Annotated in this window: 21 protein-coding genes; 17 read left to right on the top strand and 4 right to left on the bottom strand. The window is 69.1% G+C overall.

The features are described from left to right. Positions 1 to 111 precede the first annotated feature (111 nt). From ACJ6WD_RS14405 to ACJ6WD_RS14395, 3 genes are all read left to right on the top strand, one after another. Positions 112 to 1401 (top strand): ATP-binding protein, encoded by a 1290-nt coding sequence (locus ACJ6WD_RS14405; protein ID WP_044372260.1) that lies wholly within the window; start codon positions 112 to 114, stop codon positions 1399 to 1401. A 256-nt stretch (positions 1402 to 1657) separates the two neighbouring features. Then, positions 1658 to 2995 carry a cytochrome P450 gene (locus ACJ6WD_RS14400; RefSeq protein ID WP_407615897.1) on the top strand — a complete coding sequence of 446 codons (1338 nt, stop codon included), beginning with the start codon at positions 1658 to 1660 and terminating at the stop codon, positions 2993 to 2995. A 65-nt stretch (positions 2996 to 3060) separates the two neighbouring features. Beyond that, complete coding sequence (locus ACJ6WD_RS14395) at positions 3061 to 3768, top strand: aspartate/glutamate racemase family protein (protein ID WP_407615896.1); 708 nt, start codon at positions 3061 to 3063, stop codon at positions 3766 to 3768. A 539-nt stretch (positions 3769 to 4307) separates the two neighbouring features. Here the strand turns inward: ACJ6WD_RS14395 and ACJ6WD_RS14390 are convergent. Next, positions 4308 to 4538 (bottom strand): DUF6296 family protein, encoded by a 231-nt coding sequence (locus tag ACJ6WD_RS14390; RefSeq protein ID WP_016577015.1) that lies wholly within the window; start codon positions 4536 to 4538, stop codon positions 4308 to 4310. Between the two features lie 359 nt (positions 4539 to 4897). Between ACJ6WD_RS14390 and ACJ6WD_RS14385 the strand changes: the two genes are divergently transcribed. From ACJ6WD_RS14385 to ACJ6WD_RS14355, 7 genes are all read left to right on the top strand, one after another. Further along, on the top strand, positions 4898 to 6253 hold the full coding sequence (locus tag ACJ6WD_RS14385) for a serine hydrolase domain-containing protein (RefSeq protein ID WP_407615895.1): 1356 nt from the start codon (positions 4898 to 4900) through the stop codon (positions 6251 to 6253). 66 nt (positions 6254 to 6319) lie between these two features. Further along, on the top strand, positions 6320 to 6793 hold the full coding sequence (locus tag ACJ6WD_RS14380; protein ID WP_407615894.1) for a nuclear transport factor 2 family protein: 474 nt from the start codon (positions 6320 to 6322) through the stop codon (positions 6791 to 6793). 1009 nt (positions 6794 to 7802) lie between these two features. After that, positions 7803 to 7997: a hypothetical protein gene (locus tag ACJ6WD_RS14375; RefSeq protein WP_100606552.1), complete on the top strand. Its 195-nt coding sequence runs from the start codon at positions 7803 to 7805 to the stop codon at positions 7995 to 7997. Positions 7998 to 8328: 331 nt separating this feature from the next. Next, positions 8329 to 8940 (top strand): methylated-DNA--[protein]-cysteine S-methyltransferase, encoded by a 612-nt coding sequence (locus ACJ6WD_RS14370; RefSeq protein WP_407615893.1) that lies wholly within the window; start codon positions 8329 to 8331, stop codon positions 8938 to 8940. Positions 8941 to 8945: 5 nt separating this feature from the next. Beyond that, positions 8946 to 9584, top strand: a complete 639-nt coding sequence (locus tag ACJ6WD_RS14365; RefSeq protein ID WP_331246087.1) for a hypothetical protein — start codon at positions 8946 to 8948, stop codon at positions 9582 to 9584. Between the two features lie 382 nt (positions 9585 to 9966). Beyond that, positions 9967 to 10719 carry an alpha-ketoglutarate-dependent dioxygenase AlkB gene (locus tag ACJ6WD_RS14360; protein WP_331246086.1) on the top strand — a complete coding sequence of 251 codons (753 nt, stop codon included), beginning with the start codon at positions 9967 to 9969 and terminating at the stop codon, positions 10717 to 10719. 38 nt (positions 10720 to 10757) lie between these two features. Next, entirely contained in the window at positions 10758 to 10985 is a 228-nt protein-coding gene (locus tag ACJ6WD_RS14355) for a DUF2277 domain-containing protein (RefSeq protein ID WP_331246085.1), read from the top strand. A gap of 65 nt (positions 10986 to 11050) precedes the next feature. On the opposite strand, the gene ACJ6WD_RS14350 is transcribed toward ACJ6WD_RS14355, so the two are convergent. Then, positions 11051 to 12001 carry an endonuclease/exonuclease/phosphatase family protein gene (locus ACJ6WD_RS14350; RefSeq protein WP_407615991.1) on the bottom strand — a complete coding sequence of 317 codons (951 nt, stop codon included), beginning with the start codon at positions 11999 to 12001 and terminating at the stop codon, positions 11051 to 11053. Positions 12002 to 12392: 391 nt separating this feature from the next. Continuing rightward, the gene (locus tag ACJ6WD_RS14345) at positions 12393 to 13013 is read right to left on the bottom strand and encodes a flavin reductase family protein (protein WP_376559082.1); all 621 of its coding nucleotides are present in this window, start codon (positions 13011 to 13013) and stop codon (positions 12393 to 12395) included. 120 nt (positions 13014 to 13133) lie between these two features. Between ACJ6WD_RS14345 and ACJ6WD_RS14340 the strand changes: the two genes are divergently transcribed. Further along, entirely contained in the window at positions 13134 to 14813 is a 1680-nt protein-coding gene (locus ACJ6WD_RS14340; protein WP_407615892.1) for a recombinase family protein, read from the top strand. 812 nt (positions 14814 to 15625) lie between these two features. Next, complete coding sequence (locus ACJ6WD_RS14335; protein WP_407615891.1) at positions 15626 to 16561, top strand: DUF5655 domain-containing protein; 936 nt, start codon at positions 15626 to 15628, stop codon at positions 16559 to 16561. Positions 16562 to 16657: 96 nt separating this feature from the next. Here the strand turns inward: ACJ6WD_RS14335 and ACJ6WD_RS14330 are convergent, their stop codons facing one another. Continuing rightward, entirely contained in the window at positions 16658 to 17404 is a 747-nt protein-coding gene (locus tag ACJ6WD_RS14330) for a DNA-methyltransferase (protein WP_376558392.1), read from the bottom strand. 579 nt (positions 17405 to 17983) lie between these two features. Between ACJ6WD_RS14330 and ACJ6WD_RS14325 the strand changes: the two genes are divergently transcribed. The 5 genes from ACJ6WD_RS14325 (at position 17984) to ACJ6WD_RS14305 (ending at position 26261) form a co-directional block, all read left to right on the top strand. Further along, a complete protein-coding gene (locus ACJ6WD_RS14325; protein ID WP_376558394.1) occupies positions 17984 to 19126 on the top strand; it encodes a C40 family peptidase in 1143 nt (380 codons plus the stop codon). A 220-nt stretch (positions 19127 to 19346) separates the two neighbouring features. Next, a complete protein-coding gene (locus ACJ6WD_RS14320; RefSeq protein WP_407615890.1) occupies positions 19347 to 20099 on the top strand; it encodes a TnsA-like heteromeric transposase endonuclease subunit in 753 nt (250 codons plus the stop codon). Continuing rightward, positions 20096 to 22147, top strand: coding sequence for a hypothetical protein (locus tag ACJ6WD_RS14315; protein ID WP_407615889.1), 2052 nt, complete (start codon positions 20096 to 20098; stop codon positions 22145 to 22147). Before ACJ6WD_RS14320 ends, ACJ6WD_RS14315 begins: the two co-directional genes overlap by 4 nt. Then, entirely contained in the window at positions 22144 to 23232 is a 1089-nt protein-coding gene (locus ACJ6WD_RS14310; RefSeq protein ID WP_407615888.1) for an ATP-binding protein, read from the top strand. Before ACJ6WD_RS14315 ends, ACJ6WD_RS14310 begins: the two co-directional genes overlap by 4 nt. Beyond that, positions 23229 to 26261: a TniQ family protein gene (locus tag ACJ6WD_RS14305; protein ID WP_407615887.1), complete on the top strand. Its 3033-nt coding sequence runs from the start codon at positions 23229 to 23231 to the stop codon at positions 26259 to 26261. The genes ACJ6WD_RS14310 and ACJ6WD_RS14305 overlap by 4 nt, the downstream gene beginning before the upstream one ends. The last annotated feature ends 64 nt before the right edge of the window (positions 26262 to 26325 follow it).

Raw genomic sequence — 26325 nt, 5'->3', positions numbered from 1 at the left:
TAGCGGTCGGGCCCGCGGATTGTGCACCGCGGCACAGGACCCGTCCGGCCCCCGCCCCTAGCCTCACCTGCACGTCAGCAACATCAGCGACACCAACGAGGGGCGGCACCGGTGAACTGGCTCATCCACGACTACCGCGAGAAGGACCTCGCCGAAGTGGTCCACCTGATCGACTCCACGGCCGAGTTGGGACAGGAGTCCGTCTTCTCGCTCGCCGAGTGCATCAGCGCCCTGACCTCGCGGCAGCCCGCCGTGGTCGCCGTCCACCAGGGCACCCCCATCGGCGCGGCGCTCGCCTGCGTCGCGGGCGAACGGGGCTGGGTGATGCGGATCGCGATCTCCTCGGCCTGGCGCGGCCGGGGGCTGGCCAGCGCGCTGCTGGTCGAACTGGAGCGGCGCCTGATCGCCGCCCGGGTGAGCCGGATCGCGTACGTGCTCCCCGAGGAGGACCTGCTCGGGGAGGGCCTGCTGAACGCGGGGTACACCCGGCAGCCGGCGGTCGCGTACTTCGAGAAGGTCGAGCCGCACCACGGGCCGGCGGCCAGCCTCCTGGACGACCTGGGCGGCCGGTTCCTGCCCACCGACCTGTGGGCCAAGGTCGCCGGCATGGAGGCGGAGAAGGACCTGATCGAACGGCGGGTGGTGCTGCCCCTGGCGGAGCCGGAGCGGGCGGCCCGGCACGGGGTCCGGCCACCGCGGGCGATCGCCCTGTTCGGGCCGCCGGGCACCGGGAAGACCACCTTCGCCCGTGGGATCGCCGCCCGGCTGGGCTGGCCGTTCGTCGAGTTGCTGCCGTCCCGGTTGGCGGACGAGGGCAACCTGGCGGCGGCCCTGCGCAGCGCGTTCGCGAGGATCGCCGAACTGGAGCGGGTGCTGGTCTTCATCGACGAGGTCGAGGAGATCGCACCGGTGCGCAGCGAGCCGGCGCAGCCGGGCGGGCTGCACGGGGTCACCAACGAACTGCTCAAGCTGATCCCCGGCTTCCGGGAGCAGGACGAGCGGCTGCTGGTGTGCGCCACCAACTCCATCCGCTCGCTCGATCCGGCGTTCCTGCGCCCCGGGCGCTTCGACTACCTGATCCCGATCGGGACGCCCGACCCGGCCGCCCGGGCGGCGATCTGGTCCCGCTACACCGACGGGCGGCCCGACGTCGACATCGCGGCCCTGGTCGCGGCCAGTGAGCTGTTCACGCCGGCCGACATCGAGCACGCCGCCCGGGTCGCCGCCCAGGCGTCGTTCGAACGGGACCTGGAGGCGATCGGCGGCGGGTCCGCCGCCCCGGGCCGGCTCGGCGCGAGCACCGCGGACTACCTCGCCGCGATCGGCCAGTGCCGCCCGACGGTGACCCCCGCGATGATCGACGAGTTCAGCGCCGACATCACCGCCCACGCCCGCTGCTGAGGACCGCGGTCGCGGCGGCCCGCGCCAACCGCCGCGACCGCGCCCCTGCGAGGGGGCGAGCGTTCTCCACCGGACCGACGACGTCGTCGCACTGCGTCTGGAGGACGTCCCTCCGTGCCGGCTCCTCCGCTGGAACGACGAAGCGCCACCCCGTCCTGCCTACCGTGGGAAGTGCAGCCGGACCGCACGGTGCGGCGGCGCACCGAGTGTTGTGGCACGCCGACACGGATGCGAGTCGAGAGAGGCGGGACGGCCCATGCCGGAGAATCCGCAGGCCCCGCAGGACGGACGAACCCCTCGGGCCTCCGAGGACACGACAGACCCACCAGCCCCGCGCGGCTCCGACATATACACGTCCCCCGAAGCCCGGGCCTCCGCCCCTGCGCCCGCCCCCGGCGCGCCCCCTCTGGTCGACCTGCGCGCCTACGGCCAGGATTTCGTCACGAACCCGTACCCGTACTACGCCAAACTGCGGGCCCAGGGCCCCGTCCACCCGGTGCTCACCCCGTACGACCAGGCGGCGTGGCTGGTCGTCGGCCATGAGGCGGTCCGCACCGCGCTCGCCGATCCGCGCCTGGGCAAGGACTGGAGCAGCGCCAACCTGCCCCGCACGGACGGTGACGGGGTCCCGCTGTTCACCAACATGCTGGACGTCGATCCACCGCACCACACACGGCTCCGGAAACTCGTCGCGAAGGAGTTCACCAGCCGCCGCGTCGAGGCGCTCCGCCCCCGCGTGCAACGCATCACCGACGAGCTCCTGGACGCCATGCTGACGGCGTCCGACGACCGGGCCGACCTCATCGAGGCGCTGGCCTTCCCCCTGCCGATGACCGTCATCTGCGAACTGCTCGGCGTCCCCTCCATGGACCGCGACGCCTTCCGCGGCTGGTCCCACGAGCTCGTCTCGCCCACCAGCCCCGAAGCGGCGCAGCAGGCCGTCGAGGCGATGTCCGGCTACCTCACCACCCTGATCGCTTCGCTGCGCCGCGAAGCGGGCGACGGGCTGCTCGCCGACCTGATCCGGACCAGCGACGAGGACGGCGACCGGCTCTCCCCCGAGGAAGTGATCGGCACGGCCTTCCTGCTCCTGGTCGCCGGCCACGAGACCACCGTCAACCTGATCGCCAACGGCGTGCGCGCCCTACTGGAGCACCCCGCCCAACTGGCCGCCCTACGGGCCGACGACAGCCTTCTGGACAACGCCGTGGAGGAGATGCTGCGCTACGACGGCCCGGTGGAGACCGCCACCTGGCGTTGCGCTGCCGAACCGGTGGAACTCGGCGGCACGGTGATCCCCGCCGGCTCCGCCGTCCTGATCTCGCTGGCCTCGGCCTCGCGCGACCCCGAACGGTTCGCCGACGCCGACGACTTCGACCTCACCCGCGATCCGCGCGGCCACGCCGCGTTCGGCCACGGCATCCACTTCTGCCTCGGCGCACCGCTGGCCCGTTTGGAAGGGCGGATCGCCCTCCGCTCCCTCCTGGACCGCTGTCCCGGCCTCGCCCTGGACGACACAGCGGAACCGGCGACCTGGCGTCCGGGGCTCCTCATGCGCGGCACGGACCGGCTGCCCGTCCGCTGGGACCGCTGAGGCACCGGGGCGACCGGTCCCGCCCTCGCCCTGGACGGCTCCGCCCCCTGTGGGACAGTGACCCGATGAAGACCATCGGGTTGATCGGCGGGATGAGCTGGGAGTCCACGGCGGAGTACTACCGCCTGCTGAACGAGCTCACGCGGGAACGGCTGGGCGGGCTGCACTCGGCCGCGTGCGTGGTCTACTCCGTGGACTTCGCGGAGATCGAACGCCTCCAGGTCCAGGGGCGCTGGGACGAGGCCGGGGAGGTCCTGGCCGGGGCCGCCCGGGCCCTGGAGGCAGCGGGCGCGGAACTGCTGCTGATCTGCACCAACACCATGCCCAAGGTGGCCGACCAGGTGTCGTCCGCGGTCGCCGTGCCGCTGTTGCACCTGGCCGACACCACCGCGGAGGCCGTGCGCCGCACGGGACTTCGGCGCATCGGCCTGCTGGGCACCGCCTTCACCATGGAGCAGGACTTCTACCGCGGCCGCCTCGCGGACCACGGCCTGGAGGTGCTGGTCCCGGACGCCGCCGGGCGCGCGACCGTGCACCGCGTGATCTACGAGGAGCTCTGCGTGGGCGTCGTCAAGGACGGCTCCCGCAGCGCCTACCGCGCCGTCATCGACGAGTTGGTCGCCGCCGGAGCCGAGGGCGTCGTGCTCGGCTGCACCGAGATCGAACTGCTCGTCCGCCCGCAGGACAGCCCGGTGCCCGTCTTCCCGACGACCCGGCTCCACGCCGAGGCCGCCGTCGCCCACGCACTGGCCACACCTGCCGCGGCCTCGTAGACGCCTTTCGCTCCCGCCGCTCCCTGAGGTCGCGGACGCGGCCGGTGGCCTCCTGGGCCAAGCCGCCCTCGCCGTGGCCTCGTTCGACGCCGCGCGCCTCGGCGCAGCCCGGGCGCCTCGTGAGGGCGGGTACGCTGACACGGTGTCTCACACCGAGTTAGAGCGCCTGGCCAGGATCCGGATACAGCTGACCGGAGAAACCCTCGAACGCGCCCTGGCCGTGCTGAGCGGAGACACCACCGGGGCGGAGAGCCAGGCCCGGGCCGACAACGGGGCCGGGACTGCGGACGGGGCAGGAGTCGAATCCGGCGGCGCCGGGGCAGGATCCGGGGAGCCCCTGGCCGACCACGGGCGCGGCACTCCACCGAAGCTCCGTGCGGTGCCCTCGCCGGACTCCGGAGTCACGTCCGCGGCCGCCCCCCGCCCACGGGCAGAGCCCGCGAACCGGCCTCCGCGCCCACGCCGCCACCTGCGCGGCCTGTGACGACTCCGGTTCACGGAACGCGCGGTCCACGGTCGCGACGCATCAACCCATCACGTCAGGTCACCAGCCTCCTCGCCAGCAGCGGGGTGCGGGGCGCCTGGTGTCCCCCGCTGGCCAGCATGCGGACCTCGCCGCGGTCACTGATCTCCGCGCGCACGATCCCCGATTCGTCCTCGTAGATCGGATACCCGCCCGCTCCCGCCCGGTCGGTACGCCGGACGATCACCACGTCGTCCTCCACCGCGGGGGCCTGAAATACCAGCTCATAGAGTTCCGGGTAATCCATCGGGGCCTCCCGATACTGCTCTGCGGGTACTGCCACCCGAGGCGCCGCCCCGCGGCCGCTGCGCGCGCCGCATCGCCCCGGCCCTTCCATCCTCGCCCACGCCCGCGCGCCACGCCTCACCACCAGAACATTGAAGCCTCAACGGATCCTGGGGTGGAGGCGCGGGACGTCACACCACACTCCTACTCCCACCAGAAAAATCGGGATCAAGGTAAACCCGTGGGTTGATGTCTGGCGACGCGCCGAACGCCAGAATCAAAGCACGGCAAAAACCCCGAAGCAGTGAAACACCAATGAACGACCTCGCCCCCGACCCGCACCCGCACCCGCCCGCCAGCGCACGAACTCACGGAGCCACCATGTCGATTGCCCACTCCCCGCGCCGCCACCCGCGGCTGGCCCGCACCGCCGCTGCCGCCGCCTTATCCCTCTCCCTCCTGAGCATCCCCACCGCCGCCTCCGCCACCACCCTCACCTCCCCCGCCCCACTGCGGACGGCGGCCACGGACACACCGGACCTGGCCGCGACGTCACGACAGCCCCACCGCAGTCCGGTCCTCGACGACGAGGCCCTCAAGAAGTCCCTCCAGGCGTTCCACGACGCCGGCATGTACGGCGCCTACTCCGCGGTCCGGGACGGTTCCGACACCTGGCGAGGAGCGGTCGGCGTCGCCGACGTCGACACCGGGCGGCCCACGTCAGCGCAGATGGAGCACCGCATAGGCAGCATCACCAAGACCTTCACCGCGGTCGCCGTGCTCCAGGAGGTCGGCAAGGGGCGCATCGACCTCGACGCCCCGATCGGCCGCTACCTCCCCGACCTCGTGACGGGTGAGCGCGGCCAGACGATCACCGTCCGCATGTTGCTCAACCACACCAGCGGCATCGGCGAATACTCCGGAGCGGTCTTCAACACCGCGGACAGCTTCGAGGGCAACCGCTACCGCCAGTTCGCCCCGGAGAAGCTGGCCCGCCTGGGAATCGCGGCACCCCCGTTCGGCACGCCCGGCCAGGGCTTCCACTACTCCAACACCAATTACGTCCTGGCCGGCCTGCTGCTGCAAAAGGCCACCGGCCAATCCCCGGAGTCGTACGTCACCCGCCACGTCATCCACAAAGCCGGCCTACGGCACACCTATTTCCCGCAGTCGGCCACCCTCTCCGGCCCGCACGCGAAGATGTACGAGGCTGCCTACGGCGGTTTCAACCCGCCACGCGACTTCAGCGTCTACAACATGTCCTGGGCCGCCACGGCCGGCTCCCTCATATCGACCATGCCCGACCTCAATCGCTTCTACCGCGCCCTGCTCGGTGGCGAGTTGCTCGCCCCGGCAGAGCTGCGCCAGATGAAGACGACGGTGCCGATCGAGGGCTCCTTCATGCGTTACGGCCTCGGCCTCCTGCAAACGACCTCCGCCTGCGGAGACTTCTGGGGCCACAACGGACTGGTGCTCGGTGCGATGACCTGGTCCCTCTCCAGCCCGGACGGCCGCCGCCAGGTCTCGCTCGGCTTCAACCTCACCCGCTACCAGAAGCTCGACGCCAACAACCAGCCCGTCACCAGCCCGATCGACACCGCCATGAACGACTACATAGCCCAGGCCGCCTGCGGCACCGCCAAGAGCACCGCCCCAGGCGCCGCCTCCAAGCGCTCCCTCACGGCATCCGCGCCGAACGACCAGGTCCTCACCTCTCCACAGCACCCGACCCGGTAGATCCGCCCTCACCCCGAGCGCACGACCCCACTCCCCACTCCCCACTGTCGCATCCCAGGACCGCCCATGACCGATGCAGCAATCACCCCCTTGGAACGACTACTCGCCGAGCGCGCCTGCGAGCGGCTGATCACCGACTTCGTCCACCGTCTCGACCTCGGAAACCCCGGTTCCGTGGCCGAGCTCTTCACGCCCGACGGCATCTGGGAATGGCCGCACGGCAACCGTCGCATCGCAGGCCGCGCAGCCCTGAGCGCGTACTTCGGAACCCGGCCGCCCGATCGCCTGTCACGCCGCCTGATGACGAACATCCTGGTGACCGTCACCTCCCCCACGACGGCAACCGCCACGTCCTACCTCACCACCTACCGCATCGACGGCTTCAGCGCAGGCATGGTCCCGCCGCAACACCCCACCAACGTGGGCCATTACGAGGACACGTTCCGCAAGATCGACGACACCTGGCTCCTCGCCACCAGGTCCACCCACCTGGCCTTCGGCACCGACACCCGGCGCCTGGCATCCCCCAGCAGCAACTGAACGGAAGAACCTCCACGGAAGGGAGGGCGGAAAAAGCCCCGCTCCCGTGGCCTTGGCCACGGGAGCGGGGCGGGTCCGAGAAGCGCCAGCAGCTCGGATAGATACGGGCACTACCGTACGGGCGACCACTGACAACGCCACTCCGAGCCAACCTCCACCAGCCACACGACGAAGGAGCTCGCACACACACCACCAACCGCCCCGGCCAGCCCCGCGGCTCCCCTCCCCCACACCCGTCTCCGCGGACCGCAGCACCAGCAGGTCCCGGCCCGACACGGAAAACACCACCCGATCAGGCGAAAACCCTTCAACGACGGTGCACCACCGACGGATCGGCAGGTCGACGGACCGGCCGGCGGCCGGTCGGAGGGCCGGAGAGCCGGAGAGCCGGAGGGATTCTCCACCGCCATCGATTCATCCAAGGACCGGTCTCGCTCAAGGCCGTCCATCAGGATTCTTGGTGCACCGCACCGGCCTGCGGGTGCGCTGCAGCGTCGGCGCGAGCCACGAAGGTCGCCCCGGTTCGGTTCGGCTCGGCTCGGAGGCGCAATCCAGCGTGAGTTCGGCCAGGAATGAGTCGTCATGGACCAGAAGGGAGACAGGAACACGAGGCGGGGCGGGGGCGGGGGCGGGGCCCCAGGGGAGGCCGGCGGCAGCTGCGGACCGAATACCGGCCACAGCACACGCCCGTCCCCCCGCCGTGCGGCGCAGTCGAGCCGCGATTCACCGGCCCACATCGTCGACTCACCGCAGATCAGGCCGACGGCTTCGAAGGCCGGTTCGTATGACGCCCTGTTGACGGTTCGGGGGCGGGCGGACAGGGTGGGGGCGAACGCGGAGCGTGTGGGAATGGACACATGCAGGCAGGGAGGGGAGGGCGAGGTGCTGACGGTCTTTGCTGGTCAGCGAGTTGAGGTGGAGTCAGGTCGATCGGTGGAGAGCGCTCGGGGGCTCTATGACTGAAGCACGTGGGGATGCTCTGTCAGTGGCTGCCCCTAGCATGTCTCACATGTCCCCAACTCCTTCTGCCCATACGGTGACGCCCGTTCCTGCTTCCGAGGCCAACGACTCGATCCGGCGCTTCGTGCGCGCCCGGCACGGTCTGGCCTGGACGGCTCAGGACATGGCGGAGTATGCGGTGCTGCTGGAGATCTGGACGGTGGCGGTGCGCGCCGAGGTCACGGAGGTCGTCGAGGCCGCCTAGCCGAACACCCACGCACGGACGAGAGCACGTGCGCGCCGGCCCTGGCGCCCCGTCTTGAACGGGCCGCCGGGGCCACCCCGAGGGCCGCCCGGAATTCCGATCTTCTGCCGCGTCGAGCGTCCGCCTCCCCCACCCGGCGGCTCGCCGTTCAACAGCTCACGAAGCACGACGCCGGCCGTCCCCCCGAGCCCTTCCTCGCGCACCGCTCCGCCGCTCCCCCGGCAGGAACCTCCGCGTCCGATTCCCGCCAGAAACTGCGTTCTCGACCCGGCAGACTCGAAGAAACCGCAGGTAGAAGAATCCCAGGAATCGTCACGCCCAAGGACGCGCCATGACCCCCCGCACCCATTCCACGCCCCCGCCCATCGCCCCCGTCTCCCCTGCCCCTGCCCCTGCCCCTGCCCCTGCCCCTGCCCCGAACGCTGCCTCCGTCACGTACTTCACCACCGTCGACAGTCCGCTCGGCGAGCTGCTGCTCGTGGGTGTGGAGTCGCGCACGGTACCCGGCGGGGTCGCCCTCACCTCGCTCTCCCTACCCGGGCAACGCAACGCGCCCACCGTCGAGACCCACTGGCGTCGCGACGTCCGCCCGTTCACCGAGGCGATTCGGCAGCTCCGGGCCTACTTCGCCGGCCGGCTGACCCGCTTCGACCTGGAGTTCCAGACCACGGGCACGGAATTGCAAGAGCGCATCTGGCTCGCTATGGACGGCATCCCGTACGGCACGACCACCACGTACGGGCGGCTGGCCGAGGTGCTCAGCATCCCGCGCGGTGAGGTGCGGGCCCTGGGAGCCGCCGTCGGAGCGAACCCGCTGCTGCTCGTGCGCCCGTGCCATCGAGTGATCGGTGCGGACGGCACCATGCGTGGGTACGCGGGCGGTGTGGAACGCAAGATCGCGCTGCTGACCCACGAAGGCGCCCTTCAGCCGACGCTCGTCTGACCGCCGTGCGCAGCCCCCGGCCGACCTCCCTCGGCGACGCCCCCACCGCCTCCGCCCGCCTTGCGCCCTCCCCGCGCATCCCTCAGTACGAGACGGACGCGTACGGGCCGTTCGCCACGCCCGCCCCGCACACCGACGTCGAACTGGCCATGCTGCTGGCTCTCTTGGCCGCTCCGCCCACTCCGGGCGACGGCGACCGCGCACGTCGCCGCCGTCGTACCGCCCCCGCCACCCTCACCATCGGCCACAGCAGGGACGACGCGTCCGTCGCGTCCGCGACGGCGTTCGCGGAGGCGTGGCGGGCGGCCGGCGGGACCGTCCTCGCGCTGGTCGACTGGCCGGAGCGCGCCGCGTCCTGGCTACGTGCGGCCCGCCGCTTCACTGCCGGCGGACCGGACGCCTGGGTGGTCGCCGCCGCACCGCTGGGCTGGGCCCAGATGAGCCGTCGGCTCCGCCACAGCACCGCGTGGGATCCGTCCCGCACCTACGGGTTCGCGTCCGCCGGCGACTCCCGGCTGGTCGCGCTGGCCGGGCCGGACACCCTCCACGGTATGCGCGGCGCCACACCGGACGGCGGCACCTGGCTCATCGACCATCGCTGGGTCACCCGGCAACCTCCACGCCCCACACCTGGCCGCACCTGACCAGGCAGGCACTCCGATCGGTACCGCCCCTCCCCCGCGACCGACACCAGCACGGACCGGCGCCGGACAGATCACGCGGACCGGCCCCCGTCCCCTTCCCCCTGACAGCACGGCCAGGACGCTGCGCGCCCCGGCGCCACCCGCCTCGCATCCCTTTCCACTCACCGGGTTCCGTCCGTCGGGCCGGCCGGCCGACCGCCCCGGGGCGTTCCTTCATTCACCCCATGGCAGGCTGGAAGCAGGAACAGCGACAGCGCGCGAACAACGACCGCAGCAACATCAACAACTAGGGCAGCAACGACGACGGTCACCGGCGGTCATCACCTCGGGGCCGAGCCCGTCGGAGTTCTCCTCGCACCGCATCAAGGCAGTTCACAAGCTCATGAGCACCCCGCTTCCCGGCTTCGAGGACGTCGGGCCGCTCCAAGGGGCCGACGGGCCGGGCAGGAGCCACGGCCCCGCCCATGGCCCCGGGACGTCAGCGGGTCCGGAGGGCCGGGTCCGTCGGGAGCTGGCGCCCGGGGCGGTGCACGTCCCCGGTTGGCTGTCCCCCGCCGAACAACGAGAGCTGGTCACCGCCTGCCGGGAGTGGGCGCGCGGTCCGGTCCCCATCCGGCACACCAGGCTTCCGCGCGGTGGTGTGATGTCCGTCCAGACGGTGTGCATCGGCTGGCACTGGCAGCCGTACGCGTACCGGCGCACCGCCGACGACGTGAACGGTGCCCGGGTCGCCGAATTCCCGGACTGGATGGTCGCGTTGGGGCGGCGCGCGCTGGTCGACGCGTATCAGGACGCCGCTGCGGGAGATGTGTACACCCCGGACACCGCGCTGATCAACTTCTACGACGGCGAGGCCAAGCTCGGCATGCACCAGGACAAGGAGGAGCGCTCCAGTGCGCCGGTCGTCTCGCTCAGCATCGGTGACACCTGCGTCTTCCGCTTCGGCAACACGGAGACCCGCACCAAGCCGTACACCGACATCGAACTGGTCTCGGGCGACCTGTTCGTCTTCGGGGGGCCGTCGCGGTTCGTGTACCACGGCGTGCCCAGGGTCTACCCGGGCTCCGGGGACCCCGCCACGGGCATGTCCGCCGGGCGCCTCAACATCACCATGCGCGTCACCGGTCTCAGCTGATCCGCCCCCGCGTGCTCCCGAGGATGCAGACTGGACGCATGTGCCGCAGCATCAAAACGCTCCGTCCGCCCGCCACCCCTGAGGTCAGCGAGGAGGACATCCGCGCCGCGGCCTTGCAGTACGTTCGCAAGGTCTCCGGATTCCGCGCCCCGGCCGCGCACAACCGCGAGGTGTTCGAGCAGGCCGTCGACGCCGTCGCAGCGGCCACCCAGGACCTCCTCGGCGGACTCCAGGTACGGGGCTCCGCCTCTGCCAACCGTCAGTAGGGGGCATCGCATGAGACCGCCGGAGTCCCGCGCCGACGCCCCTCCGTGTCCGGGCCCCGCCCGCCTCACCACGCGATCGACGCCTGCACCGGAAGGTGATCGCTCGGGAACTGTCCGTCCACGGCGTACGTGTTGATCGAGGCGTATCGGGTCCGTACCGACGGCGAGGTCAGGATCCAGTCGATGCGGTCCCCGTCCGGGACCAGCGGCCGGTATCCGTGGAAGGTCGCGTACTGCGCGCTGCGCCCGTCGGCCGCGTCCCAACTGTCGACGAGCCGACCGCCGCCGGTCATGGCGTCGTACACGGGATTCTTGTGCGCCGCGACGTTGAAGTCACCGGTCACCACGCGCGGCAGGGCGGGATCCAGTGCGGCCAGGCGTTCCTTGATGAGTTCGGCGGAGCGCTCCCGTGCGTACTGCACGGCATGGTCAAGGTGGGTGTTCAGGAGGAAGAATTCTCGCTGATCCTCGTGATCCTGGTGATCCAGGTGATCCTGGGAGTATTCGATATCCCGGAATCGCACCCAGGTGGCCATGCGAATGACGGTGTTTCCCCAGGTCCTGGAACCGATCGCGTAGGGCGTGTCCGAAAGCCAGAAGTGGTCGTATTCCACGGGGGCCAGACGGCGCGCATCGTAGAAGACCGCGGCGAATTCGTCCTTGCTTCCGCCGGCCCGTCCGGTGCCCACCCAGCCGTAATGCGGTCCGAGATCCGCCGCGATGTCGCGCAACTGCCCGTACAGGCCCTCCTGGGTTCCGATCACGTGCGGGGCTTCCCGGCGTAGGAGTTTCCGCATCACGGGTCGGCGTTCGGCCCAGGAGTTCGGGCGGGTGTCCGACGCGTAGCGGAGATTGAACGTCATCACCCGCAGGGACCGGTTCTCGTCGTGCGGGGTGGCGGCGTACGCGGGCCGGTCCTCGTATGCCGCCGAACCCGCTTCCCGAGCCAACGCAGATGCCGCTGCCGTAACCGATGCGGCGCCAACCGCCGCCGTGGCGGCCGCGCCGCGCAGCACGGCCCGCCGGCTGAACGCGGCGCCGGCGACCCGCTCCCGGAGATGGCCTCCGGCGCCCGCAGCATCCGCTGGTTCCGTCGTTCCAGAAGCCCGATCGTCCACCGTTCGCTCCCGAGTCCGCCTGTCGTTGGCCGGCTTCCGGAGACCGATCACCGGTCGCCGACCGCGGGCTGCCGACCGTCAACTGCCTTCGTCGGCGGCCTGAATCGGCAGTATTCCTCGACCGCCTCGGGTCACCCACGCGACCCACGTTCCCGGAGTTTCCGAAGCCGGGGAAGTACCCCCGAAATGAACTGGCGCGGAACGCTGGGCGGAACGCTCGGCGGAACGCCCGTGCGTATTTCCGCGATATCGGGGCCGCTCCCACCAACCCGTGAATGTGCTGCTGCGGCTAGCGGTCGGCCGCGGGCCCCTGCCAGTCCTCGTGCCGGATACGGGCGAGGTCGCGCACGCCGCTGACCGTCCCCCATTCGTTCTTCCCCAGCCGCGACAGCGGGCGCAGTTTGTCGATCTCCGGGTGCCCTTCGACCAGAACGCCGTCCGAGACCACGGCGTGCAGCACCCGCCCGAACACCACGGTCCCGTCGCCGATCCGCACCGTGCTGTGCAGTTCGCACTCCAGGGCCACCGGGGCGGCGGCAACGCGCAAGGGCTTCACCCGGAGGCTGGGCTCGGATTCGATCGCGGCGGCCTCGAACTCGCTCACCCCATGCGGAAAGTCGGTGGCCGTGTCGTTGATCTGCTCGAAGAGTTCCTCCGGCGTGAAGTTGACCACGAATTGGCCGGTGGCCTCGATGTTCCGCAAGGTGTCCTTGCGGCCCACGGAACTGAACAGCACCACGGGCGGCCGCACGCTGGCGATGCTGAAGAAGGAATGCGGGGCAAGATTCGCACAGCCGCTATACGGGTCGATTGTTGACACCCAAGCGATCGGCCGCGGCACAACCGTGGCGGTCAACAGCTTGTAGAACTCGTTCGGAGCCATCTCTGCAGGATCGAAGTCAACGCGCATGGTGATCAGTATCCCTCCGTGCGGCCGCGGATTCTACGGAGGATCCGCGGCATCGCCCAACCGTGGGGTTCGTCGGAAAGTGCCCGGTATCGGAGTCACCGAGCACCAGGAGCCGACACCGTGCCAGCCGCCACCCTCACCACCGCCTGGGAGGACTTCGAAGTCCCCGCACACGCCCGCGGCGGACAGGTCACCCTGAACCTCTACGACCACTTGGCGTCGTACCTACCGAAGCGACCCGGCGCCTACCTCCGCATCTCCTCCGACCGCTTCGGCTTGGAGGCGGGCGTCGACCGCCAGCTCGAGGACGCCGAAGACAGCCGAACCCGCCTCGGCTGGGGCCCGTTCGCCAAGATCTACCGGGAGAACGACACCTCCGCGTTCAAGAAGCGCAAGATCACCAAGCCCGACGGCACCATCGACTGGGTCGTCCTGCGGCCCGAGTTCCGTCAGCTCCTCGCCGACCTCGCCCTGGGCGTGATCGACGGCGTCATCCTCTACGACCTCGACCGCCTCGTCCGCCAGCCACGGGACCTCGAAGACCTCATCGACATCGTCGAGTACGTCAAGCGTCCGGTGACCGGAGCCACCGGCGGTCGGATGAACCTAATCAACGACAGCGACCGCCACATGGCCCGCATGATGTGCGTGATGGCGCTCAAGTCCTCCGAGGACACCGCGCGCCGCGTCGCCCGCCAGCACCTCTCCGCGGCACAGAACGGTCAGGTCCAGGGGCGAATCGCCTATGGATGGGTGCGTAAGGGAGAGCACAAGGGACAGTTGGTTCCCGATGAGGCCGACCTCGTCACCCGCATCTTCCAGGACTTCCTGGCCGGCGAATCCGCGTACAGCCTAGCCAAGACGTTCAACTCCGAGGGGGTCCAGCCACCTGCGGCGAAGACCTGGTCCTCCACGATGGTCGCCAAGATGCTCCGCAACCCGCGCTACGCAGGCATGGTCTCCTACGCAGGTCGGCACCGGGTCAACGCGGTCACAGCAGGGGATGGTTGGACCCTGGTGCTGTTCGACGAACAAGGGCGACCGCTGCTGGGGTCATGGGAACCCATCATCAGTCCCAAGATCTGGTCCCAGGTCCAGTTCGAACTGCAGCGCCGACGACAGAAGGCTGGCATCAAACCGGGAGAGTCGGGTGCAACGCCGGTCGTCAGGTACTTCCTCTCCGGAATCCTGCGCTGCAACAAGTGCCACCGCGGTCTCGTCGGACACCGCTACAAGCAACGCAGGACCGGAAAAATCATCCGCAACTACGAATGCCCACCATCCGACCGGGGCGGATGCGGAGGAACCGCCATCTCTGCTCCAACTGCCGACCTGGCAGTCGAGGAAGCCATGACCGCCTTTCTCCACAAACAACTGGACTGTGCAAAGACCGAACTGAACCAATCCGCGGCCAACGTCGCGGATCTGCAGGCGCAACTAGACCAGGCACTCTCGCGGAAGAGCGACCTGATTCGCCGGTGGTCCGAGGGGGCGCTTCAGAAGATCGACGTGGCCGAAGAGGACTACTTCACGATGCTGGCCGCCCTGAACCGCAAAATCTCGATGCGCCGGGAAGCCCTTGAGGCGGCGGAAAGCACACCCGTGTCCACGGTGCCACCGGAGGAACTCCTCAAGAACTGGACGTCGGGCACCCTCCGTCAGCGGCGTGCCATCGTCAAGCGCTATCTGCACTGCATTGTGGTGCAACCGCCAGCACACCGCTCCAAGTTCAACAGCCCCCAGGCTGTGAAGGAGCGCCTGGCTCCTCACTGGAAGACCGCAGTGGAGCTGGCAGCATAGAGGTGAGGCGTCCCCAGTTTCCTGGGGACGCCTCACTCTCAACGAATCATGTTCGCAAGCATTCCGCGCACGCGTAGCGCCTCATCCTCAGCGATCCTCGGGCTGTCTTGAAGAAAAACCTCAATCCAAGCACCCCTTCGACTTGCTTCTGGGTCAGCAGTCCATTCGTTTTTCCCGGCGTCCCCAACTTCGGCGCTGTCGCGCTGCATACCTGCTCCCTGAGAATCCCAATGATCAACACGAGCCTTATAGAGGAATGCGCTCCACCGACGGATTCGACGCCCACTCACCGACTCGCAGCCGTCGACGCTAGAGGGAAATTCCGGCCGACCCAAGCGGATCATTACGCTGACGGGGAGCTGGGCGCCCAGCGTGGCCAACGTCCCGCCAGCCGGTACCGACACGCCACATCGGGCTCACCCACTACGGCCGACTCCGCAAGCACCAGGTTCCGACATACTCCTCAGCCTGCCCGGCAAAAGCTCACTGTGGGCCAAGTCCTGGACCTACTCGCCCTCACGTAGGTCTCGCCGTGCCTCACCGAACATCGAACGGTTCAGCGAGCACTCCATCCATGAACTCGGCATCCTCCGGACGTCTACGACGCCCGCCTGGATGTCGACTTCACCGTGTTCGACGACGAGGCGGCGGCGTGCCGATGAAGCCGGCAGCGATCCTCGGAGCGTGAAGTGACCAGCCCAACTCGTCCTCGTACTCCTGGCGCAGCGTGCCGTATTGACTACCTTCATGCGGAATAACCAGGGGCCCCCGTTGATTGGTCATCTTGCAGAGATCACGGGAGGGGAACGCTGGTGGCCGAGCTCATGTTGTTCCGGCGCGACGCGGATGGGCACGACGTCGAGTTGCCCGGCTCGACTGTGGCGCTGGAGGTGGAGTTGCAGCGGCGAGTCGAGGCCGGCTTGGAGCAGATGCTCGGCATCCGGTTCCTGGCGTCGGAGTACCCGACCGGTCCGTGGCACCGGGGCCGGATCGACACCCTGGGGCTGGACGAGAACGGCAGCCCAGTGGTGATCGAGTACAAGAAGGGCTCCGACAGCGGCGTGCTGTCGCAGGCCGTCTCCTACCTGTCGTGGTTGGAGTCGGCACACCACGAGGTCGAAGCGCTCGTCCGGAAGGTGTTGGGCCCGAAGGCAGCCGAGTCCATCGACTGGAGCCGTCCAAGGATGGTCTGCATCGCGGCCAGCTTCTCCCATCACGACCGCGTGGCCGTGCAGCGGCTGCCCGAGCGGATCGACTTGGTCCGCTACCGCGTCTTCGAGGGGGACCTGCTGAGCCTGCTGCTCGTGGACTCCTCGCCCGGTTCGTCGCGCGCTCCTTCGTCTCGGCGAAACAGAGAGCGGGACGCAGTGGCCGACAACACGCCGACGGCTCCGGTGGTTCCCGCATCGTCGGGGCCAAGCCTCGTCCCGGACTGCCTGCGGGACCTGTACGCGGAGCTGGACGACGCTCTCACTGCGTGGGGCGAGATCGAGGTGGCGCCCCTCCGCCACTACATCGCCTATCGGCGGCTGGTGAACGTGGCATCGGTGATCTTCCGCCCGAAGCACGAGGCGATCCTGGTGTACCTCAGACTCGATCCAGGGACCGTCACCCTGGAGGAGGGCTTCACCCGGGACATGCGCGGCATCGGGCATCTTGGGACTGGCGATCTGGAGGTGCGTCTCGCCTCAGCGGCCGACTTGGAGAAGGCGGCGCCGTTGATCCGGCGAGCGTTCGAGGCGGCCTGACGCAAGTGAAAGGGCGGCTGGGGCATCGGTTTCTCGATGCCCCAGCCGCCCTTTGGCGTCTGCGGTCCTTTGGCCCTGGGCTCTCTGCTCTCATGATCACTCTGCCGGTCCGGCCAGGACGAAGTCGTCCTGCGTCAGCTCCGCGCGGAGCCGCTGCTCGGCCACGTCTGCGTAGTGCGAGGACAATTCGACACCCACGAACCGACGTCCCTCGCGGAGGGCCGCGATCCCCGTGGAGCCGCTGCCGGTGAAGGGGTCGAGGACGGTGCCGCCCTCAGGACAGATCTGCACGAGCTGCTGCATGATCTCGACCGGCTTCTGGGTGATGTGCACCCGGTCCTTGCGCGGCTGGGAGGCGATGAAGTGGCCGGGCAGGTACAGGTCCCGGTCCTTGGCCAGGCTGCCCTTGACGCCCCAGGTGATGAACTCGGCCGACTGCTTGAACCCGCCCTTGCGAGGCCGGCTGGCGGGCTTGATCCACGGGATCGTGCCGCTCCAGGTCCAGCCCGCCATCTGCAGGGCGTCGGACGTGGTCGGTTCCTGGCGCCAGTCCGAGAAGACGATGGCGACCGAGTGCTCGGTGGAGGCCCTGTACGCCTCGGTGAGCAGGGCGGTCAGCCAGCTTCGATAGCTCCTCTGATCGCGATTCTCTCCGGGGAAGTTCTGCAGGTCGTGCGCACTGTTGCTGGTGACGTACTTGGCTCGCGCGGTGCGGCTGGTGCGGTCCGAGCTGGTGCGCCCGCCGGAGTTGTACGGCGGGTCGGTGATGACGGCGTTGACGCTCTCGTCCGGGAGGTTCTTCAGCACGGTCAGGGCGTCGCCTCGGTGCAGCGTGTAGCTCATGTGCGGGGCCTCTTTCAGGGCGCGGTGAGACTGGGCCCGCTCCGGACGGCGCTCAACAGCGGTCGTTTCGAGCGGGGTTGTGCCGGAGGCTAACCGTGATTTCCGGCCGCACCTAACGAACCGTGTCGTGCTCCGGGCCCGGGGTCGAGGGCCGTTTGGTGCGGCCGGAATCTCGGTCTACCGTCTCGCCTTGTCAGCGGGAAGGAGCGCAGTCCCACCCTCGTTGACCTGCGCTTTTCCGTGTTGCCTCGTCCAAAGAAGCCGCGCGGAAGACTGGTTGCCCCCTCGTTCCCGAGGCCGTAAGGAGACGCGGTGTACTGGCTGAGATTACGAGCGCGGCTGGCTGCCGCGCATGACCCGAGGCCGGCGTCCGGGACCTACCAACTCCTCTGGCCCGGGCCCGCCTTGAAAGGCGGATTCACATCGGCGCGGTGCCGACGGCTTTGCATGAGCAGTCGGCGCCGCGCCTCCTACGAACTACCAAGGAGCCGCTGCGATGCAGCATGCCCTCATACCCCCGCGCCCTGGCCCAACACCGTTGCCCGGGCCGCGCCGAAGCCTCGGTGAACGGCGGGGGCGATGAAGAAGACCACCGGAGCCGTCGTCGGGCTCTTCGCAGCCGGTCCGCTGATGTTGGCCGTTCCGATCCTCGCTCTCGCTGCTGGTACTGCTTCGGCCTCCTGTTCGTCCAACGATGCGCAGGCTGTGGACACTTCAGCCGTTGCCGCTCAGGTGAAGGCGATCCTGGGCGGCGGCAAGGGGACCGTCTCCGTGCCGGGGTTGGATGTGCCAGCCGAGCAGGTGCCCAACGCCAAGACCATCCAGGCCACCGGTGTCGCGATGAACATCCCGACTCGGGGGCAGATCGTGGCCCTGGCGACCGCACTACAGGAGAGCGGCCTGCGGAACCTCACCTACGGGGACCGAGATTCGCTGGGTTTGTTCCAGCAGCGTCCGTCGCAGGGCTGGGGTACCGCAGACGAGGTCCGCGATCCGGTGCACGCCGCGACGAAGTTCTACGAGGCACTGCAGAAGGTCTCGGGCTGGCAGTCTCTGTCCGTCACCCAGGCCGCCCAGGCTGTGCAGGCGAGCGGGTTCCCCGACGCGTATGCCAAGTGGGAGCCGCTGGCCACCGCCTTGCAGAAGGCGATCGCGCCATTGCTGGCCAAAACCGACGGTGGGACGCCGAGCCCTTCGCCGTCCGACGCAGGCAGCACCAGCAGTCCTTCGCCGAGTACCGCGGGGGGCTGCACGAGTGGTGGGGACGGCACCGACTTCGGAACCATTCCGGCCGGCGCGGTGCCGGCCGGATACAAGATTCCAGCCGGCGCTCCGCCGAAGGTGCGCACGGCGATCCGCTGGGCGCTCGGCCAGCTCGGCACGCCGTATCAGTGGGGCGGGAGCTGCACCAGCTCCCATGGGCCCGACCCCATGGGGCGCTGCGACTGTTCCTCGCTGATGCAGCAGTCATACAGGGCTGCTGGGATCAGCCTGACACGAACGACGTACACGCAGGTCAAAGAGGGCAAGGCGGCATCCGTCGATGCTCTCCAGCCGGGTGATCTCGTCTTCACCGAAGGTACGGCCGAAGTTCCTGAGCACGTAGGCATGTTCATCGGCCAGGGCTTGATCATCAACGCCCCGCACACCGGTGACGTGGTCCGCATCGCAACCCTCGCGTCCTGGAAATCGCGAATTCTCGCGGCCCGCCGAGTCGTCTGACCGACGCTGTAGATTCTCATTGGAGATGTCGTTGTCTCAGCGTTTTGTCATCAACTTGTCGCCCAGAGCCCCAGATCCACGGGCCTGCTGTACGTGACCGACGAACGCCACCTCGGTTCGAGAACCAGCCTTTCGCTTGGTTTGCCGTGCCTTTCCCGCAGGTTACCGCTGGCCGCAGGCCATTGTCCCGGTGTCGGTATCACCTACACAGGGGGTCTTCGTGGCACGCGCTTCAAGCAGGAACGGCACGACAGAAGGTGAGACGGTTTCCGCCCGCTATCGGCAGGCGGATGGTCAGCTCGTTGAGACGGGCCTGGACCGGCTCGTCGTCGCCGAGGTGACCGGCGGTCTGCCGGTGCGGGATTTCCGCTGGTACAAGGGCCGTCGTCATTACTCGGGCTGGTACTACGCCGCCACGGTTGGTCGGCTGGTGGCCTACGAGAGCCTGCTGGAGCTGGCTCGCATTCTGCTGGCCGACTTTGACCCCGGGGTGGTGGAGATCGCCTCCCAGCCCTTCCATCTGGCCGGCCGCGATGGCGACCGGCTACGGCAGCACGTTCCTGACCTGCTGCTTGTCCACGCCGACGGTCTGGTGACCGTCGTTGATGTCAAAGCCCCCTCACGCATGAAGGACCCGAAAGTGACTGCACAGTTCGCATGGACGCACCATGTGTGCGCTCGCCGCGGCTGGGCCTATGAGACCTGGTCGGGCGGCGATCCCGTCGTGGTGGAGAACGTGCGGTTCCTCGCAGGCTTTCGGCGCCCTGAGCTGCTGGAGACGGACCGGATGCCCGCGGTCGTCGCCGCGGCCCGAGAGCAGTCGACCATTGGCGGCATCGAGGCAGCGTTGGCCGACGAGATGCCGCAGGAAGCGGTGCGTCCGCTGGTGCTGCACCTGATCTGGTCAGGATCCCTGGTCGCGGACCTGCGCCGGCCGATGGGCTCGGCGACGACGTTCGAGGTGGTGGCATGAGCGACCGGGCAGTGACCGTTTTCCCTGGAGTTCAGCTGCTCTACTGCGGCGACGTGGTCGAGGTGGTCGAGCTCGAAGGGCTCGTCGCCACGCTGCGCAATGAGCGGACGGGCGAGTTCAGCACGTTGCCTCTCGGGCGGCTGGCCGCCGGCGCCCGGTCCCTGGACGAGGGGACAGAGCCGGAATGTCAGGAGGCGTCCGTCCTGCTGGCGAATCTGTCTGCCGCCCAGCGCGCGAAGCTGCGGGAACGGGCCCGGCACGTGAGGGAAGTGCTGACCGGCTATCGGTCCGGCCACCCGGAATGCGCTGGGGCCAACGAGCCGCACCCACAGTTCCATCCCGATCTGCCGCTTGGCGACCGGACGGCGGCCAAGGCCGCTGAACTGGAGGTTTCGCACCGGACCATCGACAGGTGGGTGGCTGCCTACCGCGAGGCCGGCGAGGCCGGGTTGGTGGACACCCGGGCCCTCAAGGGCCGCGGGTCGCGGGTGGATCCGCGTTGGGAGGAAGCCCTGCGCCGGATGCTGGCCGAGTCGGTGAACGCCTCGACGCCGACCCGCTCAGCGGTTCTCCGCCGGGTTGAGGACCGGGTGGAGGAAGAGTTCGGTTGCTGGGTGCCGTTGCCGTCCCGCGCTACGGCCTACCGTCGCCTGGCCGAGCTGACCAAGGGCACAAACGCGGTCTCCGGCAGCGCCAAGGCCCGTCGTTCCATCGCAGATCGCCCACGCGGCACCTACGGGCGGCTGCGGGCGACGCGACCGGGTGAGTTCGTGGTGCTCGACACGCAGGATCTGGACATCTTCGCCATGGAGCCGGTCACCTGCCGATGGGTTCCGGTCCAGCTCACGGTTGCCCAGGACCTGTTCTCCCGTTGCATCGTGGGCCTGCGGGTGACCGCGTGTTCGACCAAGGCGGTCGATGTCGCCGGGGTGCTGTTCGAGGCGGTCTGCCCGCCGATGGAGAATGCCGCCCGTCCCGAGCTGGCTCCTTATCACGGGCTGTGGGACCAGGTGGTGTTCACCGAGGAAGACCTGGTGCCGGGAAGGGGGCTGTGTCCGCCGGAGACGCTGGTCATCGATCACGGGCGAGCGTTTATGTCCGCGCACGTGATCAGCGTCTGCACCCGGCTGGGCATGTCGATCCAGCCGGCCCAGCCGAAGAAGCCGACCGACAAGCCGACCGTCGAGCGGTTCTTCCGCACGCTGCGCGAGGGGCTGATCCAGCACCTGCCCGCCTACAAGGGCCCGGACGTTCACAGCCGCGGCGAGGGCATCGAGGATCAGGCGTTCTTCTACATCCACGAGGTCGAGGAGGTCATCCGCGAATGGATCGGTGAGGTCTTCCACCGTCGCGGGCATGAAGGGCTGGTCGTCCCGCAGTGGCCGAAGCTTCAGCTGTCGCCGCTGGAGATGCTGCGCATCGGCCTGCACCGGGCCGGACGGCTGCGGATGCCCGCCACTGCCGAGCTGGCCTTCGAGTTCTTGCAGGTCAAGCCGCGCACGATCCAGCACTACGGTGTCGACGTTGACGGGCTGCGTTACAACGGGCCCGCGCTGGACGGCTTGCGCGGGGCGACGAGCCCCTACGGCGGCCGGTTCGCCGGCCGGTGGCCGTTCCACGTCAACCCCGACGATGTCCGCTTCGTCTACTTCCAGGACCCCGACGACAACTCCTGGCACGCCCTCCAGTGGGAACACGCCCCAGGGCTGGAGTCCGCCTTCAGCGCGGAAGCCGCCGCCTACGCCCGGCGGTTGGCTGCCCGGAAAGGCCGGCACATCAACGCCTCCGAGGCCCTGGGAGATCTGCTGGCTCGCTGGGACCAGGGCATGGTCACCGGCCGGCGCGAGCGCCGCATGGCGGTGCGGTTGTCGGCCGAGCGCAACGTGCTGTCCTTGCCCACCCTGCCCGAACAGGCCACGGCCAGTTCGCCGCCCGAGCTGACAGTGGTGCCTGATCCGCCGGTCGGGGACAGCGACGACGAAGAGGAGATCTTCGATTCGCCGGACGGCGAGGACTACTACGCGGATGCCTTCGAGGTGATCGAATGAGGCAGCCGAACCTGTTCAGTCTCTCCCGCAAGGAAGGCTGGCGACGCTTCGTCGACGAGGCACCGCGGCTCCGGCCCGAGACGCTCACTCTGCGCCAGCTATCGGCCCTGGGCCAGGAGGCGGCCGAGGACTACAACGACGCCCGGCACGACTGGCACGCCAACTTCGGCATCGTCGCGACCCCGCAGCTGTCCGCTGTCCACGATGAGCTGGACCAGATCGTCGCATCCAACCGGCAGGACGGGGACCGCATCCGCTCGGCCGCGGTGATCGACGCCCTGCCGGGGCTGGGCAAGACCACCATCGCCAACCTCTTCGGCCGCACCTTCGACCGGGGGCAGATGCGCCGCCTGGGCCAGGTCACCACCGCCGGGCACGAACGCATCCCCGTCTTCCGTGTCGGGCTGACCTCCAACACCACCCTTCGGACCTTGAACCGGATGATCTGCGAGTTCTACGGCCACCCCGCCACCGACCGGGCCAACGCCGCCACCCTGGCCAGCCACGCACTGGACTGCGTGCTGTCCTGCGAGACCCAGCTGGGCATCATCGACGACGTCCACTTCATCGACCTCGACCGCCGCGACGGCCTCGCCGTCTCCAACCACCTGAAGTGGCTGGCCAACGAGCTGCCCGTCACCTTCGTCTATGTCGGCGTCGGCCTCGCCGAGCGCCGGTTCTTCGCCGACGGCCTGTCGGGCAAGAACGTGGTCCTGGCCCAGACCGCCCGCCGCTGGACCCGCCTGGGGGTCGCGCCCTTCAGCCTCACCGACGAGACGGGGCGCCGGCACTGGCGGAGCCTGCTCAAGGCCACCGAACGGCAACTCGTCCTCGCCGAGCACCGACCCGGCCAGCTGACACGCCTGGAGGGCTACCTCTTCGAACGCACCAGCGGGCACATCGGGTCGTACTTCACGCTGCTGATGCGGGGTTGCTACCGCGCCATCCGCACCGGCGGCGAGGCTCTCACCCGCGACCTGCTGGACGAGGTCCGCCTCGATGAAGCCTCCGAGCAGGCCCGCAAACAGCTGGCCGCGTCCCTCGCCCACCGGCGACAGAACGCCGGGACGGAGGCCGCGTCATGACACCGCTACGCGTGCTGCCTTTGCGCGTCGCTCCCCTGCCCGGGGAGGGCCTGGACAGCTGGCTGGAGGCGCTCGCTCGCCGCAACGGGCTGCCGATCCAGGCCCTGCTGAAGGTCCTGCACCTGCCCCCGTTCCTCGCCACCCGCTCGCTGGTCACCAGTTTGGAACCGCACGTTCTGCGGCAGTTGGAGCACGTTGCCGCTCTGCCCGCAGGGCGTCTCGATGCGGCGGTGCTCGACGGCGGATTCCCGCTGGGCCCGCAGCGCGAGCCCCGCTGCCGGTTCTGCCCGCAGTGCCTGAGCGAACGCGACGGCCGCTGGCTGCTGCACTGGTGGCTGCCCTGGACATTCGCCTGCACGACTCACCAGGTGCTGCTGCACGACGTCTGCCCGCGCTGTCACACCGCGCCTCGGCGAGCGATGCCGCGGCGGACGCACCGCAATGCTCCCGGCAGCTGCCTGCACACAGGCAGGGACACCTCGACCTGCGGCATCGTCCTGAGCACAGCGGCCGCGGTCGTGCTGCCGGCCGGGCATCGGCTGCTGGAGGCGCAAGCTTGGATCGATGGTCTGCTGGCCCAGCGGGACCGAGCCGAAGCCCACGCGGTCTTCTCCGACTTGAACGCCTGCACCACCTGGCTGCTGCGCTCGATCAGCACCACAGACCTTCACGGCCTGGGAGCCATGGTGGTCGACGACTGGAGCCGTCAGCCGCCACCGTCCCACAAGGCCCGCCTTCGGCCGTTGTCCGCCACGGTCCGCGGCGCCCTCGCCCACATCGCTCAGCCGATCCTGGCCGGCACAGACTCCGAAGCCGTCACGGCCATCCGTCACCTGCGCCAACAAGGCAAAGCTACGCTGGCTCCCGCGCCCCGGGGAATGGACTTCCAACCCTGGCATCAGCTGTCCGCCCGCGCCCACCGACGGTTCTTTCAGGCTGCCGACCCGGAGATGCGCCCGATGGACCGGCTGCGTCTGCGCTCCGCCACAGACCGGGCCGGCTATCCGTCAGCCGACTCCGAGGTCTCGACCAACCGCCTCCGGCACCTTCCCCAACTGCTCTGGTCCACCTGGACGGTTCGGCTCATTCCGCACGAAGGCACGGACGAAGACTACTTCCGGGCTATGGCCTCTGCACTGCTGCTCTTGCCCGGCCAGCCTCAGCAGAGCACCCGCGAGATCACCGACCGCCTCCACCCCTACTTGTCCGACACCATGGGCCTGGTCCTGCGACGGAGCATCGAGAAGCACCCAGACGTGCTCACCGCGCTCAGCCGTCTTGCCGACTTCCTCGATGACGACGGCAGCGCCATCGACTACCAGCGACGCCGGGCTCTCATCCCAGGGGAGCCCATCACCTGGGACGCCTGGAAACAGCTCTGCTTCGACACCGGGACACAACCCGGCGAATCTCCCGCCAGCACCTCCCAGACGCCCCGCTTCGTCCAGGCCCAGCGCTACCTCCACCAGCTGCTGACCGGCTCCGCCCTCGCCGACCCCGCCCACCCCCTGGCCTGGCAATCAGCCGGCGACCGCAGCCGTTACCTCGCGTTCCTACTCACCCTCACCCTCGATCAACGCCATGCCCTACACACCCACGCCCGCTCTCTCCTCGACCAACTGGACATCGTCGAACCCCTCACCTGGGAGCCGCCCGACCAGTGCGCCGCCGACTTGTCCCTGCCCGGCCGACCACTCGCCGACGTCGACCTGGGCGCCCTTGAGCGCATCGTGTTCACCGAGCGACGCACTCCCGGCGATGCCGCCCAGCAACTGGGCACGACCATCACTCACGTCCGTTTCGCCCTCGAACGCCTCGGCGCCGAGCCGCGGGAATGGACCAGCCGCACCTCGCCGCTGGTCTCCTGGCGACTGCGCGAACGAGCCCGCGCCATGCTCACACCCGAGTTCTTTAACCGCGAATACACCCAGCAGGAGAAGACCCTCACCCAGATCGCCCAGGAGATCGACCTCCCTTGTCACATCGTGATCGAACAGGCCGAAGCCGTCGAGCTGACCATCTACCGCTCCCGCCGCCCCTTGCCCATCGACGAAGCCTGGCTGCGCGAGCAATACCTCACCCACCACAGCTCCACCTTCGCCATCGCTCAGCAGGTCGGCACCGAAGACGAGACGATCCGTCGCCGACTCCAGCAACTCGGCATCCCCCTGCGACCGCAGGGCGTTCACAGCCGGACCGTCATGGTCGCGAAGCTCGCCACGTCCATCCCACGCGACATCCGCGCCGCAGTCGAGGGCACCCTTCACGGCTGGCTTCGGCTGCACCGCTTCCACATCGCCATGGCCTTCCCCAACCTCACCACCGCTGGCGACTACCTCGGAGCCATGCAGACCGCCCTGACCACACAGTTCCAGCGCCTCGAAGACGACATCGGCCACCGCCTCTACCACCGCTCCGTCCAGACCACACCCCAACGCCTCACCGCACGCGGCAAGTCACTGCTGCGCAGCATTCAGCAGCCCGACGTCCAGACACTGATGCACGATGCCCTCTCTCCCGCCCAGATGCTCCCCCCACCCGACGCGGGCACGATCGCCGACGCGACAGCCGCATTCCGCCGCCGGCGCAAGCGCGGCCCCCTGAAGCCCTTCGACGGCATCGCCGCCCAGCGCATTCACATCCGCCGGGAAACCCTCACGCTTCTCCACGACCTCCTCGACCACGCCGACGAGGAGTTCTACGGAGCGCAGGTCCACACACGGACCGACCTGCCGCAGGGAACCGTCTCAGACCAGCTCCGACGACTCCGACGAGCCGGCTGGCTGACCAGCCGCCCCGAAGACGACGACAGCTGGATGCGTCGAGCAACACCCGGACGCGGCCCTGGACGTCGCATCACCTACTACTCGCTCACCCCCGAGGGCCGCAGCGCCGCAGCCTACGAACTCCACACCCGCGGGTTCCCGGCCCCTAGGAATTCGACAGAACGGTGGGACGAAACCGCCGACAAAATGTCGAGACACCCGTCCAAAGCCGCAGGTCACCCCGACCGCGGACGACAGAAATAACGGGAACCTACAGACGCTTCCCCTCCTCTCCCCCTTCTCGCACCGCCGCTTCGCCGACGGGCTT

The sequence above is a fragment of the Streptomyces sp. VTCC 41912 genome, assembly GCF_045799175.1.
Taxonomy (GTDB): Bacteria; Actinomycetota; Actinomycetes; order Streptomycetales; family Streptomycetaceae; genus Streptomyces; species Streptomyces albulus_C.
This window is presented reverse-complemented; position numbering and strand designations above follow the sequence as displayed.